This window comes from Stenotrophomonas sp. TWI377 (assembly GCF_039674525.1).
GTDB lineage: Bacteria > Pseudomonadota > Gammaproteobacteria > Xanthomonadales > Xanthomonadaceae > Stenotrophomonas.
In genome coordinates, this window is the sequence record NZ_JBDJNT010000001.1 from 171398 (window position 1) to 187369 (window position 15972).

13 protein-coding genes are annotated in these 15972 nt (G+C 67.3%); 11 read left to right on the forward strand and 2 right to left on the reverse strand.

Translation table 11 applies throughout. From position 1 onward, the window contains the following. Positions 1-30 precede the first annotated feature (30 nt). Together ABE546_RS00755 and ABE546_RS00760 are read left to right on the forward strand one after the other, a co-directional pair. The gene (locus ABE546_RS00755; RefSeq protein ID WP_346462285.1) at positions 31-636 is read left to right on the forward strand and encodes a glutathione S-transferase family protein; all 606 of its coding nucleotides are present in this window, start codon (positions 31-33) and stop codon (positions 634-636) included. 113 nt (positions 637-749) lie between these two features. Next, positions 750-2195: an amidohydrolase family protein gene (locus tag ABE546_RS00760; protein ID WP_346462287.1), complete on the forward strand. Its 1446-nt coding sequence runs from the start codon at positions 750-752 to the stop codon at positions 2193-2195. 170 nt (positions 2196-2365) lie between these two features. On the opposite strand, the gene ABE546_RS00765 is transcribed toward ABE546_RS00760, so the two are convergent. Beyond that, positions 2366-2971 carry an NAD(P)H-dependent oxidoreductase gene (locus ABE546_RS00765; protein WP_346462289.1) on the reverse strand — a complete coding sequence of 202 codons (606 nt, stop codon included), beginning with the start codon at positions 2969-2971 and terminating at the stop codon, positions 2366-2368. A gap of 119 nt (positions 2972-3090) precedes the next feature. On the opposite strand from ABE546_RS00765, the gene ABE546_RS00770 reads away from it, so the two are divergent. The 7 genes from ABE546_RS00770 (at position 3091) to ABE546_RS00800 (ending at position 10012) form a co-directional block, all read left to right on the forward strand. Continuing rightward, the gene (locus ABE546_RS00770) at positions 3091-3651 is read left to right on the forward strand and encodes a TetR/AcrR family transcriptional regulator (protein ID WP_313218302.1); all 561 of its coding nucleotides are present in this window, start codon (positions 3091-3093) and stop codon (positions 3649-3651) included. Positions 3652-3678: 27 nt separating this feature from the next. After that, positions 3679-4494, forward strand: coding sequence for a hypothetical protein (locus ABE546_RS00775; RefSeq protein ID WP_346462291.1), 816 nt, complete (start codon positions 3679-3681; stop codon positions 4492-4494). An 82-nt stretch (positions 4495-4576) separates the two neighbouring features. Further along, positions 4577-5584: an alpha/beta hydrolase-fold protein gene (locus tag ABE546_RS00780; RefSeq protein WP_346462293.1), complete on the forward strand. Its 1008-nt coding sequence runs from the start codon at positions 4577-4579 to the stop codon at positions 5582-5584. Positions 5585-5706: 122 nt separating this feature from the next. Next, positions 5707-7089, forward strand: a complete 1383-nt coding sequence (locus ABE546_RS00785) for an ATP-binding protein (protein ID WP_313218306.1) — start codon at positions 5707-5709, stop codon at positions 7087-7089. Between the two features lie 69 nt (positions 7090-7158). Continuing rightward, positions 7159-8193 carry an ABC transporter substrate-binding protein gene (locus tag ABE546_RS00790; RefSeq protein WP_313211026.1) on the forward strand — a complete coding sequence of 345 codons (1035 nt, stop codon included), beginning with the start codon at positions 7159-7161 and terminating at the stop codon, positions 8191-8193. Positions 8194-8213: 20 nt separating this feature from the next. Next, positions 8214-9248 carry an iron ABC transporter permease gene (locus ABE546_RS00795; protein ID WP_313219192.1) on the forward strand — a complete coding sequence of 345 codons (1035 nt, stop codon included), beginning with the start codon at positions 8214-8216 and terminating at the stop codon, positions 9246-9248. Further along, entirely contained in the window at positions 9245-10012 is a 768-nt protein-coding gene (locus ABE546_RS00800; RefSeq protein ID WP_313211025.1) for a heme ABC transporter ATP-binding protein, read from the forward strand. The genes ABE546_RS00795 and ABE546_RS00800 overlap by 4 nt, the downstream gene beginning before the upstream one ends. Positions 10013-10042: 30 nt before the next feature. Here ABE546_RS00800 and ABE546_RS00805 read toward each other — a convergent pair whose 3' ends face one another. Next, positions 10043-12241 carry a TonB-dependent siderophore receptor gene (locus ABE546_RS00805; protein WP_346462294.1) on the reverse strand — a complete coding sequence of 733 codons (2199 nt, stop codon included), beginning with the start codon at positions 12239-12241 and terminating at the stop codon, positions 10043-10045. Between the two features lie 567 nt (positions 12242-12808). Here ABE546_RS00805 and fusA point away from each other — a divergent pair. Continuing rightward, positions 12809-14851: an elongation factor G gene (gene fusA / locus ABE546_RS00810; RefSeq protein ID WP_346462296.1), complete on the forward strand. Its 2043-nt coding sequence runs from the start codon at positions 12809-12811 to the stop codon at positions 14849-14851. 165 nt (positions 14852-15016) lie between these two features. After that, a complete protein-coding gene (locus ABE546_RS00815) occupies positions 15017-15943 on the forward strand; it encodes a M14 family metallocarboxypeptidase (protein ID WP_346462298.1) in 927 nt (308 codons plus the stop codon). Positions 15944-15972: the final 29 nt, after the last annotated feature.

The following is a 15972-nucleotide window of genomic DNA, read 5'->3' on the forward strand; positions in this document are numbered from 1 at the left end:
GCACCCCTGACCACACTCAAGGAGTTCCAGATGTCCCTCGTCTTCTATTGGCACCCGATGTCCAGCGCCACCCCGATCGCCTGCGCCCTGGCCGAACTGGCCGTCCCTCATGAGCGGGTCAGGATCGACATCCGCGCCGGCGAGCAGCGCACGGCCGACTACCTGGCCATCAATCCCAACGGCAAGGTGCCGTGCCTGGTGGTGGATGGCACGCCGATGTTCGAAGCCCTGGCGATCCACCTGTGGCTGGGCGAGCACTTCGGCGTGGCCAAGGGTCTGTGGCCGCACGACGGTACGCCGGCGCGCCTGGAGGCGATGTCCTGGTGCACCTGGGCGTATGTCACCTATGGCGCGGTGATCGGTCGCGCGTGGCTGGCCACCTCGGACGATGCGCTGCGCGATGCCGACCATGCCGCCGCCGCAATCCGCACCGCCACCGCGCTGCTGGACCTGCTGCAGGCGCGCCTGTCGCAGCAGCCTTGGATGGTCGGTGAGGCCTACTCGCTGGTGGATCTGGTGGTTGGCCAGGTGGTCGGCTATGGCACGTATCTGGGCGCTGCGGTGGAGGCGCACCCGGCGGTGGCGGCCTGGCTGCAACAGGTGCAGGCGCGGCCGGCGATGCAGGGCGCGGTCTGAGCGGGGCACTGTGTATCGGGAATGTGCATGACGCGCATTCCAAAATTTAACTGGTGAATGGACCGGGCCCGACCGTAAGGTGGCCCGGTTCTCCATTTTCCGGTGCACTGCCCATGTCCCTGCGTCTTGCCCTTCCCGTGCTGCTTGCACTGGCCCCTTCCGCGTTCGCGGCCGAGCAGGCCGACCTTATGATCCGGCATGCGACCGTGGTCGATGTGGAGCATGCCTCCACCGTGCCGGACCAGACCGTCGTGGTACGCGGCCAGGACATCGTGGCGATGGGCAGCGATCGTGCGATGCGCAAGGCGTGGAAGGCCCGCGAGGAGGTCAACGGCAAGGGGCGCTATCTGATTCCGGGCCTGTGGGACATGCACGTGCACTTCGGGGGCGGCCCGGATCTGATCGAAGAGAACAAGGCGCTGCTGCCGCTGTACATCGCCCATGGCATCACCACCATCCGTGATGCGTCCGGCGATCTGCCCGAGCAGGTGCTGCAGTGGCGCGGCGAGATCGCCAGCGGCCAGTTGGCCGGCCCGCAGCTGTTCACCTCGGGTGCCAAGATCGAAGGCATCAAGCCGGTCTGGAAAGGCACCATCGAAGCCGGTTCGCAGGCGGATCTGGATGCGGCGTTCGTGCGCCTCAAGCGCGACCGCGTCGATTTCGTCAAGATCACCGACAGCACGCTGACGCCTGAGTTGTTCCTGGCCGCGGTACGTGGCGCGCGCGCCAACGGGTTGCGTGCGTCCGGGCATATCCCGATGGCACTGACCGTCCAGCAGGCCGTCGATGCCGGCATCAGCTCCATCGAGCATCTGGACTATGCCTACAAGGCCGGCGTCAAGGATGAGGCCGCCATTGCGGCGGACTTCGCGGCCAAGCGCATCGATCGCGCGCAGGCCAACGCACGATTGGATGCGGGCTTCGACCGTGACACCGCCATGGCCGCCTATCGCGGTTTCGCAGCGAAGGGGGTGTTCGTGACGCCGACCCTCAATGGCGGGCGCATCCTGGACTTCCTGGACCAGGACGACCATCGCGACGATCCCTATCTGGCCTACATCGGCCCAAAGCTGCAGGCCACCTACGCCTGGCGCGTCGAGCGTGCGGCCAAGGCCACGCCGACACAGATCCAGGCGCGGCATCAGGAGTACCACCAGGTCGCCGCGGTGCTGCCGATGCTGCAGCAGGCCGGGGTCACGATCATGGCCGGCACCGATGCGGGCTTCCTCAACTCGTTCAACTACCCGGGCATCGGCCTGCATGACGAACTGTCACTGTTCGTCAAGGAAGGGCTGACCCCAGCGCAGGCACTCTCGGCGGCCACGCGCGCGGGCCCGGCCTGGTTCGGCACGCTGGATCGTTACGGTGCGGTCGCGCCGGGCAAGGCGGCCGATCTGGTGTTGCTGGAGCGTAATCCGCTGGAGGACATCGAGGCCACACGCAGCATCCAGTACGTGGTGCTGCGTGGCCAAGGCTATGACCGCAAGGCGCTGGATGCGCTGCTGGCCCAGGCCAGGGCGAAGGTCGCGGCCTGGAAGGCGGAAGAAACGAAGGAGTAATGGAGGCGGGCGCGCTCACCGGCGTGGTGGGCGCGCTCCGGCCTGGACAATGCGCCGGGCTGCGGCAATGTCAGCGAGGTGCAGTTGACGGTGCGGCCGTCGGCAAAGCGCGCGGTCGCGCTGCCATCGGCGAGCGTGGTCTGCTGCACCTGCCGTTGCACCGGATCGGCTCAGTGCGCTGCCGCGCCGGGCGTGATGGCAATGCGCTGCCCCAGCGCATGCGCCGTCTGCAGATGGGTCTGTGCATCGCCCGCATCTGTTTCCAGCAGCAGCGTGGAGGACAGCACCGGCGCGCCGCAGTAGTCGAAGATGCCGGTGTCGATCTGGGTCTTCATCGCCTCGGTATAGCCGCGCTTGTGCCACGTGCGCTCATCGGCGCCACCCAGGCCGACCAGGTGGACAGGCAGGTGCCCGAGTTTCTTGAGTACGCCCTGGCCGCTGCTGTCGTCGTAGGCCCAGCCACCGGTAAAGACCCGGTCGATCCAGCCCTTCATCAGCGCCGGCATGCTCCACCAGTAGACCGGAAACACAAGGACCAGCGCGTCAGCCCGGTCCAGGCGGGCCTGTTCGGCCAGAACATCGGCGGGAAAGGGCGCCTGACGATGATGGCCCTTCAGGTCGTCCTGGGTGAAGCGGGGATCGAAGCCCTCTGCAGTCAGGTCGGCCAGTTCGATTGTCGCGTCGGCGGTTTCGGCGATGCCGTCGGCAATGCGGCGGGCGACGGCGTGGGTCAGCCCGTCGGGGTCGGGATGGGAGGTGACGATCAAGGTGTGCATGGGATTCCAGAAAGAGGCGGAGGCTGTATACTTTTGGTAAGTTGCGACTCGTAAGTTACGATTGGTATATAGCAATGTCAAGTCCGCACGATCCTGCCTCTGCCACCCCTCGTCGCCGGATGAGCCGCGACGACCGCCTGCGCCAGTTGCTGGAGGTGGCCTGGCGTCTGATTCGCGAGGAGGGTACTGACGCACTGACGTTGGGGCGCCTTGCCGAGCAGGCCGGGGTGACCAAGCCGGTGGTGTATGACCATTTCGGCACCCGCGCCGGACTGTTGGCGGCGCTGTACCAGGATTTCGATGCGCGCCAGGGCGTGGTGATGGACGCGCGGTTTGCCGACAGCGGTTCGACGCTTGCGGAGAAGGCGCAGGTCATCGCCGATGCCTACGTGGCCTGTGTGATGAAGCAGGGGCGTGAGATTCCCGGCGTGATCGCCGCGCTGGCCGGCTCGCCCGAGCTGGCGCGCATCAAGCGCGAGTACGACGCGGTGTTTCTCGAGCAGTGCCGCGCGCTGCTCTCACCGTTTGCACCGGCCGGCGCGCTGCCCTTGGCAGGCCTATGGGGCATGCTCGGCGCGGCCGAAGGGCTCTCGTATGCGGCGACGACGGGCGACATCACCCCTGAGCAGGCCGTGCGCGAACTGGCGGCGACGATCGCCGCGATGGTTGCGCGCGGCTGAGCGTTCTACCGTCTGTTTGGCAGTGTCATGCGCGGCGCCGCCGAGGATCGGGCGCGTATGATGTCCCGCCTTGTTGGACTGGATGCCATGCGCGTTTTCCTGCCTGTTCTTGTACTTGCTGCCGCGATCGGTGCGACGTTGCCTGCGACCGCTGCGACGGATTCGTTGAATGCGCGCCTGGAGGCGGCCTCGAGTGTGCAGGTCAACCAGGTGCCGGTGAGCGGCGCATCACTGATCGGGCGTGTGCAGCAGTTCCGCAACGGCGACAGCCTGATCAGCCTCGGCGACGGTGAGGGTCAGCCGGTCGTGCTGACCCTGTGCAAGGGCAAAGCACATCTGAATCTCGAGGCGAGCTGGCCGGGCGCGCCCGCAGCGAAGACCCAGGAGGAGAAGCAGATGCGCGCATACGGCATGTACATGGCGGTGATGGGCGGGATGGCGATGGTGCAGGGGATCACGGGTGATGCCCTGGCGCTGCCGGCCGAAGGACAGACATCGACAGCGCAACGCGAGACGTCCTGGGCCTATGGCAAGGAGCTGTACGCGGTAGCGGTGACTCATGTGGCCGGCGGCGAGATCCGGATCAAGATGACCAAGACGGAGAACACCACCCGGACGCCGTCCTCCGGTCCGGATGACATCGTCAATACCGATGGTGACAAGGCAGCACGCCTGGCCGAACTGGACCCGGTAGGGACATCGCGCGAACTGGTGATCGCTGCGGCGCCCATGGCGGAGGGCGTGCCGGACGCGATGTCGTTGCAGGGCTGGATGTCCGCCAGTGGCAAGGGCGGCGCGACGGTAGGTGCGGCGCGCAAGGCCTCGGGCGATTGCGCGCGCTGAACCGGGTGGCGCAACGTCAGTGATACCCATTCTCATTTGAGTTACACTGGCGCGATAGCACCGTCCCTCGCTCCGGGTAGTCATGATTGTTTCGTCGTCGCTGATCTCTTCCGTATCGCCGTGGTTGCGCACGCTGGGCGTAGCGACCGCCATCGGCATGGCGGCGTTGTCGCCCGCTTCGGCGCAGCAGCGCAATCCCGAGCAGAAGGTCGGTGAGACGGTGCTGGATCAGCCGGCGCAGAGCTATCGCTTTGAACACTTCGTGCTCGACAGCCCCGACAAGGCCCGCCGCTGGCGGGTGAATGTCGGTGTGCCGGCCAAGGCCTCGGCCACGCCGGCACCGGTGCTGTACATGCTCGATGGCAACGCCGCGGCGATGGTGCTCGACCAGGCGATGCTTGCCGATCTGGCTGCGCATGCCGCGCCGGTGCTGGTGTTCATCGGCTACGACAACGATCTGCGCATCGATTCCCCGGCGCGCACGCGCGACTACACGGCGTGGATCGATACCGCCGACGACGAGAACGGCACGTCGCAGTCCAGCGGTGGCGGTGCGTATGCGTTCCTGGATCTGATCGAGCGCCGGATCAAGCCGGAAGTGCAGCGCCGTGCCCGCATCGATCTGCAGCAGCAGTCGCTGTGGGGCCATTCGCTGGGCGGCCTGTTCGTGGTCAGCACGCTGTATACCCGGCCGGCCGCGTTCCAGCATTACGTGTCGGCCAGCCCGTCACTGTGGTGGAGCCAGGGCGCCCCGCTGGGCGACATGGAGCGCCAGTTCATCGCCAACGCCCAGGGCCAGCCGGCCCAGGTCACGGTGATGCTGGGTGGCGACGAGCGCACCGGCAACCGGGGCGTGCGTGACATGACCAATCCGCGCGTGGTCGCGCATCTGCGCCGCATTGGTGGCGCCACGCCCGATGCAGCGCAGCAGCTGGCCGCCCGCCTGGCCAAGGTGCCGGGCCTGACCGTGCAGTACCGCGAGTTCCCCGGCCTTGGCCATGGGCCGATGCTGCCGGCATCGCTCAAGGCGACGCTGAGCCAGTTGTATGGCATCACCGATCGCAGCGGCACACCCGCGCCGGCCCCCTGATTTTTTCGTTACCCAGGCAGTTCCGTGGCCCTGTGCCACCGCCGCAACGGACCGCGGCCACGCCAAGGCAAGCACTGTGACAACGCGCCAACCGGCGCGCCCCCAACAGAAGGAGTCTGCTGATGTACACCCTGAAAACCCTCCCGCGCGTCGCCACCCTGGCCCTCGCGCTGTCGCTGGCCAGCCCGACCGTGTTCGCCCAGCCGGTGTTCGATGCGCCGGCCAACGGCTTCCGTGGTGAAGTCGTCAGCCGCGGCCAGAACGTGGTGCCGGGCAGCGATGCCGAAGTGATCGGCCGCCAGTTCGTGCCGGGCCAGCAGGTCACCCTGCTGCGCGGTGAGACGGTACTCAATGCCACGCCGTACGTGGTCGATGCCGAGGGCAACTTCAAGGGCAACGTCGCGATTCCGGCCGATGCCGTGCCCGGTCAGCAGCCGGTGATCGTACGCGCCAGCCAGCCGTCCGCGGCCACGGTGCTGTCGCTGCGCGTCTCGCCGAACCTGCCGCTGAGCGGCCAGCAGAACTTCAGCCAGACCTCGGCCAAGCTGGTCCAGGGCCTGTACCAGTCCGCGTACAGCGCGGCCAGCAACGCGGTGTTCGTCACCGCTGCCGTCGGTCGCCCGCCGGTCACCCAGTCGCAGCTGCTCAAGCTGGACCCGAAGACCCTCAAGGTCACGGCCAGGATCACCCCGGCTGAAGTGCCCGGCGGCAAGGGCGGTGCAGTGTTCGCGGTGTACGGCGTGGGCGTGGATGATGCCAACGGCAACGTGTGGGTCACCAATACCCGCCAGGACACCGTGGCCGTGTATCGCCAGAAGGACCTGTCGCTGGTGCGCCAGTTCGATGTGGGTGCGGTGCCGCATGCCCGCGACATCGTGGTCGACGGGCGTCATGGCAAGGTGTTCGCCTCGGCCGCCGGCGAAGATCATCTCTCGGTATTCGATGCCCGCACCCTGCAGCCGCTGGAGTCGATCACCCTGGCCTCGGGCGTGGACGACAAGAAGTTCGTCCCGATGAGCCTGGTGCTGGATGAAGCGGCCGGCAAGCTGTTCACCGTCAGCATCGGCACGCCGGAAGCGGCGGTGATCGACACCACCACCGGCAAGGTGGAGAAGGTGATCGATCTGGGCAACGCGATCAGCGCCTCCGGCGTGGCCTATGACGCCTCGGCCGGTCGCCTGTACGTGGCCTCGCAGGGCACCGACAACCTGCTGATCGTCGATGTCGCCAGCGGCAAGGTGCTGCACGACGTGCCGGTCGGCGCGGGTGCGCTGAACGTGGCCTTCGAGCCGGTGTCCAAGCTGGCCTATGTGACCAACCGCGGTGCCGGTACGGTGACGGTGGTCGATGGCAACGGCAAGGTGGTGGGCAACCTGGATGGCGGCACCTTCCCGAACCATGTGCGTGAAGATGGCAAGGGCAACGTGTTTGCCGTCAACAAGTCGCGTGATGCCCAGGATCCCAAGGGCGACCGCATCACCCGCATCAGCACCCGCGCGAACTGAGTTTCGCGCAGTGCGTTGCACTGGCGGCGGGGCGATCAGCCCCGCCGTTCTGATGAAAGAGGAACTGCCATGAAGTCGATTGTTGTCCGCCGCAGCCTGCTGGCGTTGTCCCTGGTCGCCGTGATTGCCGGGTGCTCGAAAGAGCCTGCCGCGCCGGCTGCCGATACCGCCGCCGCATCGGCCGCGCAGCCCGCCGAAGCGCTGCCGGCGGGCTGGCAGCGTGTGGTGGGTGTGGACGTACCCGACATTGAAGGCGCCACGCAGCAGTTGCCGGCACAGGTCACCTCCGATGACGGTGTGGCCACCACGGTGACCGATACCTCCAGGATCATTGCCGGTGGCGATGACATCATCGCCGTGCTCGAAGCGCTCGGTCTGGACGAGCAGGTGTACGCCGCGCCGCTGCGCTCGGCCACTGAATCCGGCCGCAAGGCCCCCAAACAATTTCTGTTCAACCGCACCACCGGTGTGGAGGGCGTGTTGAGCCTGCAGGGCACCCTGTTCCTGGGCAACAGCCTGCGCCGTCATTCCGATCTGGCCGCCAAGCTGCGCGGTGCAGGCGAAGCGGCGGTGATCGTCGACGATCTGCAGCCGGCCGCGGACAAGGTGCGCAAGGTCGCCGCCGCCGTCGGCATGGCCGAGCAGGGTGAAGCACTGGCCACGAAAGTGCAGTCGCAGCTGGATGCGGCCAAGGCCAGTGGTGCCGCGTTGGCATGGCACCCACGCGTGATCCACGTGTCCGCGACCGGTGCCGGCGGCGCGCCGACGGTGGCGGGCTCGGACAGTGCCTCGGGCAAGCTGATCACGCTCGCCGGTGGCATCAACATCGGCGACGAAGCCGGTGTGGCCAATTATTCCGCGCTGAGCAACGAAGGCGTGGTGGCTGCGGCGCCCGATGTGATTCTGGTGACCGAGAACGATCTGGCCCTGTTCGGTGGCCAGGCCGGGCTGTGGCGCGCCTATCCAACGCTCCGGCAGACGCCGGCCGGTGCGGCCAACCGCGTGTGGGTGATGCCGGATGTGGAGTTGAAGTCCGCCAGCGTCGCCTCAGGCAGTGGCGCGGTGGCGCTGGCCGCGGCATTTGCAACCGTGCCACGCCCGTGAGTGCTTGAGGCATGGCGGTGTTGAGTCCTGCGCGCCGGCGCGGCGCGACCGTGTTGATCTGGGCTGCGGTGGGGTTGCTGATCGCAGTCATCGCCTCGTTCGCGGTGGGCCCGTTGCGGCTGCCGCCGATGGAGGTGCTGCAGGCGATCGGCGTGAAGCTGGGGCTGGCCGATCCGGCCAGCGTCAGTACCCGCGATCTGGCAGTGGTCTGGCAGCTGCGCATTCCGCGTGCCTTGCTGGGCGCGATGGTGGGCGCCGCACTGGCGATGGCCGGCGCGAGCCTGCAGGGGTTGTTCGGTAATCCCTTGGCCGACCCCGGCATTGTCGGCGTGACCCAGGGCGCTGCCTTGGGTGCGGTCTCGGCGATCGTGCTCGGTGCCGGCGCCTTCGGTGCGTGGACGCTGCCGCTGGCGGCGTTCGCCGGTGCCGGTGGCGCGATCACATTGACGTATCTGTTGGCGCGGCCGGGGCAGGGCACCGGCACGGCGACATTGCTGCTGGTCGGCATTGCGATCGCGGCGTTCTGCTCGGCGATGATCGGGTTCCTGACCTACATCGCCAGCGAGAGCGAGCTGCAATCGCTGGTGTTCTGGCAGATGGGTTCGTTGGCCCAGGCCGACTGGATGGATGTGGTCGCGGTGGCGCCCGTGTTCGTGCTGGGCACGATCGCGCTGCTGCGTCTGGCCACGCCCTTGGACATGCTCGCGCTCGGTGAGCGCCAGGCCCAGCATCTCGGGCTGGATGTGAAGCGCACGCGGCTCAAGTTGATTGCCTTCAGCGCGCTCCTGGTCGGTGCCGCCGTTGCCTTCGCCGGCTCGATCGGTTTCGTCGGCCTGGTCGTGCCGCACGTCGTGCGCCTGCTGGTCGGCCCCGGCCATCGCTGGCTGCTGCCGGTCTCGGGCGTTGCCGGTGCGCTGTTGATCGTGGTCGCCGATACCGCCGCACGCACGCTGGATCCGCCGTCGGAGATTCCGCTGGGCCTGTTCTCGGCCGCGCTGGGTGCGCCGTTCTTCCTGTGGCTGGTGATGCGTCAGCGCCACCGGAGCGGCGCATGAGCGCGCTGCTGCAGTTGCAGTCGGTGCAGTTGAGCCGCGGCGCACGACGCATTCTGGATGACATCACGCTGGATTTCGTGCCGGGCACGGTCACCGCGCTGGTCGGGCCGAACGGCGCGGGCAAGTCGACGTTGCTGGCGGTGGCCGCGGGCGATCTGGAGGCGGATCAGGGCAGGGTGCTGCTGCGTGGGCAGGCGCTGCCGGACTGGAAAGCCAAGCCGCTGGCACGCGAGCGCGCGGTCATGCCGCAGGAGCACGCGGTGCGGTTCGCCTTCCGTGTGCATGAAGTGGTGGCGATGGGGCGGCTGCCGCATCCGCCGGATCCGGTCAAAGACGCCGCCTGCATCGCCGATGCGCTGGCGCGGGCGGACCTGCATGCGTTGATCGAGCGGGAAGTGGAGCATCTGTCCGGTGGCGAGGCCGCGCGCACGACCTTTGCCCGCGTCCTGACCCAGGACACCCCGTTGCTGCTGCTGGATGAGCCGACGGCCGCCCTGGATCTGCGTCATCAGGAGCGCACCCTGCGCGCGGTGCGCGAACTGGCCGATGCCGGCGCCTGTGTGATCGTGGTGCTGCATGATCTGAATCTGGCCGCCGCGTATGCGGACCGGATCGTGTTGCTGGAGCAGGGCCGCGTGGCGGCCGATGGCACGCCGACCGAGGTCCTGACGCGGGAACACATCGAGCGTGTCTACCAGCAGCCGGTGCTGGTGTTGCGGCATCCGCAGCGCGATGTCCCGTTGGTGGTGGTGACCGACGCGTAGCGCCGGGCGTTACCCCGGCGCCGCCACCCTTTACCAGCCGAAGCGCGCCGTCGCCATCACGGTGCGGCCGCTGCCGTAGTAGCACGACGACACGCCGGTGCAGGTGGATACGAAACGCTTGTCGGCCAGGTTGCTGGCGTTCAAGGCCAGCTGCACGCGGGTGCTGCCGAACTGCCCGAGGTCGTATCGGATCGCAGCATCGAACAAGGTGTACGACGGGATCAGATACAGGTTGGCGCTGTCGCCGTAGCTCTTGCCGTTGTAGCGCGCCCCGGCGGCCAGGCTCAGGCCCTGCAGGGCGCCGCCCTGGACGGTGTAATCCGCCCAGAACGAGGCGCTGTAGTCGGGCACCATGATCAGTTCCTTGCCCTTGTACTGATCGCTGCGGGTCATCTCAGAGTCCATCCAGGTGGCTGCGCCGATCAGGCTGAAGCCCTGCGTGGGAGTGACGCGGCCTTCCAGCTCAACGCCGCGGATGCGGCCCTCGCCATCCTGGATCGAACACCGTGCGTTGCCGGTGTTGCCGCAGCTCATGTGGCTCAGGTCGGGATCCTGGGTGACCAGGTTTTCCTGGCGCAGGTCGTAGGCAGCGAGCGTGATCAGGCCGTCGATGCTGGCCGGCTGGTATTTGACGCCGGCCTCCCACTGCTTGCCATAGACCGGATCGAACGCGCGCCGATCAAAACTCTGCAGCGCGCTCGCGGTGGAGGGCTGGAAGGATTCTGCGTAGCTGACATAGGGCGTGAAGCCGCTGTCGAACACATACAGCAGGCCGGCATTGCCTGAGAACGCCTCGCTCTTGATCACGCTGCGCGGCTGCAGCACCGTCGCACCCGTCACCAGGTTGCGGGTGGTGCTGGAGGAATCATCCTTGGTCCAGTCATACCGGCCGCCGAGGGTCAGGCGCCATCGGCCAAGCGCCAGCTGGTCCTGCAGGTACAGCCCGCTCTGGCGGTTGATGCCTTCGGTGGGGCTCAGCGAGGTGACGCGCGGCGTATACCCGCTGTAGACCGGGTTGAAGATGTCGATCGGTGCCGGGTTGCTCATCGCACCGCGCACGCCTTCCCAATCGGCCTTCTGCCAATCCCAGCCCAGCAGCAGGGTGTGGTCGACCGCGCCGGTGGCGAAGCGTGCCTGCAGCCGCGTGTCCAGGGTATCGCCATCGGAATCGCCGGTGCCGTAGGTGGCGCGGCGCTTCTGGGTACGGCCATCGGCGTTGAGCGCACCATCGGTGACCACGCCGCGGTACAGCGAATCCACATGCGTGCGTCGCGCGCTCTGGCTCAGGGTGAGGTGATCATTGAACTGGTGCTCGAACAGCCATCCTGCGGTCCACATCGTGCGGTCGAACGTGTTCCAGCTCGGCTCGCCGATGAAGGTGGTGTTCTTCATGTGGCCATACGGCGTGGCGTTGAGCGTGCCGGCCATCGGCAGGAACTGGTAGGTCGAACCGCCGTCATCCTTCTGGTACAGGCCGAGCAGGGTGATGCGGGTGCGCTCGGCCATCTGCCAGGTGTAGCTGGGCGCCAGGAACCAGTGCTTCTGTGCGGTGTGCTTGATCTGGGTGTCGCCGTCGCGATACAGGCCGACCAGGCGGAACAGGTGGTCGTTGTCGGCCGTGCCGGCGCCGACGTCGAACGCCGCGTTGTACTGCCCATTGGCATCCACACCCACGCGCAGCTGCTGCTCCTGATCCGGCGTCGGCGTCTTGCTCACCTGGTTGACCATGCCGCCCGGGGCGACCTGGCCGTACATCACCGCCGACGGGCCCTTGAGCACTTCTACCCGCTCCAGGTTCCAGCTGTCGAACATGCTGCGGTTCCACTGCGTGCCCTGCGGCGCGCGCATGCCGTCCAGGGTGACGTTGTTCGCCCAGCTGCCGGCATCGAAGCCACGGATGCGGAAGTCATCCACGCGGTTGTCGATGCCCGAGCTCTCCAGGCTGACACCGGCGACATAGCGCATCGCATCGTTGAGCGACTGCACACCGCGCGCATCCAGTTCCGCCCGCTCGATCACCGATACCGATTGCGTGGTCTCGGCCAGCGTGGTGTTGGTTTTGGTCGCGCCGCTGATGCTGTTGGCAGCGCGGTAGGCATTGACGCGCACCACGTCCAGATCGGTGGCGGTCTGGGCGTAGGCGGCGGGGACCAATGCGGTGGCCAGGCAGGCGAGGGCCAGCAGGTTGGGGCGCAACCGGCGCGGAGGCAGGGGCAGGGAGCAGGGCATGGGCAACAACTCGAGAACGCGGAGGAAGGGGGCGCTGGCGTGCCGTCTCGTGGTCGTACGGCGTCAGTCTTGCGGGGGTCGCCGTAGGCGACGCATGGGCCACCATTTTAAGGATTCCCGGTATATACGCAATTGCGACCCATTCGCATATCTGCGACCGGCTCGATTTGATTGTGCCAATTTAAGGTTGCATGTTCGCCATTGATGCTCAGTGTTGCGCTGGTGGTTCGAATAAAGACTTGTAGCCGGCCATCAGAGGTCTACAATGCCGGCTACACCCCAGGTGACCCACATGACTTCGATGCCGCTTCTGACGTTTTTTACCCTGACCCGCGATGTCGCGGCACGGGCGCGTCTGCCAATCGGAGTGCGAGGCTGCTGACCGGAACACCGGTCACCCTGGACCCCACGCAGAGCGCCCACCGGGCGCTCTTTTCGTTTCCACGTAGCAGAACTGTCTGAAGGAGAACGTGCCATGCACCAGATCGCCGAGCCCCAAACCTGGCCGCACGCCCGTTAGCCAACGGCGGCGTACGGCTCCCCGATGTTGGCAGCGAGACCTATCCCATGAACACCCATACCCAGACCCTTACCCTCCGGCGCAACCTCGGCATCATTGCCCACATCGACGCCGGCAAAACCACCCTCACCGAGCGGCTGTTGTGGAAAACCGGCGAGATCCATCGCGTCGGTGAGGTGCATGACGGCGCGGCGACCACCGATTTCTCGGCGATCGAGCGCGAGCGTGGCATCACCATCGGCGCGGCCGCCGTGCAGGCCCATTGGGCACCGCGCGACCAGCCGATCCATCACCTGACCCTGATCGACACCCCCGGCCACATCGATTTCGCGATCGAAGTGGAACGGTCCCTGCGCGTGCTTGATGGCGCGGTCGCGGTGTTCTCCGCGGTGGACGGGGTGCAGCCCCAGTCCGAATCGGTCTGGCGCCAGGCGCGTCGCCACGGTGTGCCGCTGATTGCCTTCGCCAACAAGATGGACCGCACCGGGGCGTCCTTCGAACGCGTGCTGACCCAGCTGCGCGAGAAACTGCGTGCCACGCCGTGGGCGCTCGGCGTGCCGATCGGGACGGAAAGCCAGTTCAACGGCTGGGTGGACCTGGTCGACCGCAGCACCGTGCATTGGGATGACAAGGGCGCTGCCTTGCGTCATGCCTGGACGACCGATGAGGCTGCCCAGTGGATGCCGCAGCGCGAGGCGCTGATCGAGGCCGTGGCCGATGCCGACGACGTGCTGGCCCAGGCGTGGCTGGAAGGCGCGCCAATCGACAACGCACAGCTGCGCGCGGCGATCCGTCGCGGCACCCTGGCCGGTGCGGGCGTCCCGGTGCTGGCCGGCGCCGCGTTCAAGAGCAAGGGCGTTGAGACGCTGCTGGATGCGGTGGTCGACTATCTGCCCTCGCCATTGGATCGCCCGGCGGTGGTGGCCACCGAGAACGGCAACGACGTGCTGCTGCCACCGGACCCGGATGGCCCGCTTGCGGCGCTGCTGTTCAAGATCACGCACCAGAACCACGGTGCGCTGAGCTTCGTGCGGGTGTACTCGGGCACGCTGAAGGTGGGTGATGCACTGGCCAGTTCACAGCATCCGCAGGGGCGGCGTGTCAGTCGCCTGGTGCGGGTGCAGGCCGACCAGACCCACGACATCAAGCAGGCCGTGGCCGGTGACATCGTCGCGGTGCTGGGCTGGAAGGATGCGGTCAGTGGTGAAACGCTGAGTGCGCCCTCGCGCCCGCTGCTGCTCGATACGATCCAGGCGCAGCATGCGGTGCTGGCATGGCGGTTGACGGCGGAGAAGGCCTCGGACCTGATCCGCGTCAGCCAAGGGTTGGCCAGCCTGGCGCAGGAGGATCCGTCGTTCCGTGTCGACACCGATGCGGACAGCGGTGAAACCCTGATCTGGGGCATGGGCGAGCTGCATCTGGAGGTGATGGTCGAGCGTCTGCGCACGGAGTGGGGCGTCGCCATCCGCACCGGCGAGCCGCGCGTGGCCTACCAGGAAACCCCGAAGCGCGCGGTACAGCGGGTGGAGGGCAAGGTCGCCAAGCAGACCGGCGGCCAGGGCCAGTTCGCCCAGGTGCTGATCGATGTGACGCCGCGCGAGGATGGCGAGGTGACCTTCGTCGACCGCACCGTCGGCGGTGCGATCCCGCGCGGGTTCGTCAACGCGGTGGAGAAGGGCGTTCGCGCGGCATTGGGCGAAGGCCCGCTGGGCCATCCGGTGGTCGGTATCGAGGTGACGCTGGTCGATGGCCAGACCCACGTCAAGGATTCCTCGGACATGGCCTTCCACCGCGCCGGCAGTGAGGCGGTGAAAGCCGCGCTGGCCGAGGCGGGCACGCAGCTGCTGGAGCCGGTGATGGAAATCGCCATCCACGCGCCGTCGGCGAACGTCGGCGATGTGGTGGGCGACCTCAACCGCCGCAGCGGGCGGGTGGCCTCGATCGAGGACCAGGATGGGCAGGCGGAAGTGCTCGGCTATGCACCGCTGGCGCGACTGGGTGGCTACACCACCTCGCTGCGTTCGCTGACCCAAGGGCGCGCGTCCAGCGACATGCGCTTGAATGGGTATGAGGCGGCGCAGACGGCCTGACCGTCGATGTGGAACGAGAAGAGGGCCGGGCAACCGGTCCTCTTTTTCCGTGTCAGCGTTGGTAGTCCGCACAGCGCCGGATGCCCGCCCGCAGCTAGAATGTCTGCCGCAATGTCGCACGCAGCCAACGGCCGCAGCGACCGGATTTTTCCTTGGAGTACGGCCATGAGCAACACGCATTTTTATCCGATCGGCACCCCCGGCCAGCCGTGGGGCGATGCCGAACGGGCCCAGTGGCGCGCCAATCAGCAGCGCCAGCGCAGCTACCACGACGATGTGGTGGCCGCGCTCGAGCGCCTGGGCGAGCGTTTCGATGTGGTGCAGTACGGCCAGCTGGACTACGCGCCGGATCATTACCCGCTGTTTGCGGTGGTCAGCCATGCGTGGGATCCGGCACTGCCGACCGCGCTGGTGACCGGCGGCGTGCATGGCTATGAAACCAGCGGCGTGCATGGCGCGCTGCAGTTCCTGGATCAGCATGCCGAGGCGTATGCGGGCCGTATCAATCTGATCGTCGCGCCCTGCGTCAGCCCGTGGGGCTATGAGCGCATCCAGCGCTGGAATCCCGATGCGATCGATCCCAACCGCAGCTTCCGCGATGAGGGCCAGATCGAAGAAGCGGCCTCGTTGATGCGCTGGATGGCCGCGCGTGGCGATGATCTGCTGGTGCACCTGGACCTGCATGAAACGACCGACAGCGATCTGCATGAGTTCGATCCGGCGCGTTGCGCCCGCGATGGCATCGCCCTGGTGCCGGACATCATTCCCGATGGCTTCTACGTGATCGGCAACAGCGAAGATCCGCAGCCGGCGTTCCAGCAGGCGTTGATCGCCGCGGTGGAGAAGATCACGCACATCGCCCCTGCCGACGCCAATGGCGAGCTGATCGGCATGCCGCTGCAGTCACCGGGCGTGGTCTGGGGCGAATCGCGTTCGATCGGCGCCTGCGCCGGGTTCACCGACGCGCTGTACGCCACCACCACCGAGGTGTACCCGAACAGCCCGCGGACCTCGCCGCAGGAATGCAACGATGCGCAGGTCGCGGCGGTATGCGCTGGCCTGGACTTCGCCCTGGCCCATCCGCGCGCCTGATCGCCCCCCGTTCCCGCCCCCCGCCGGCG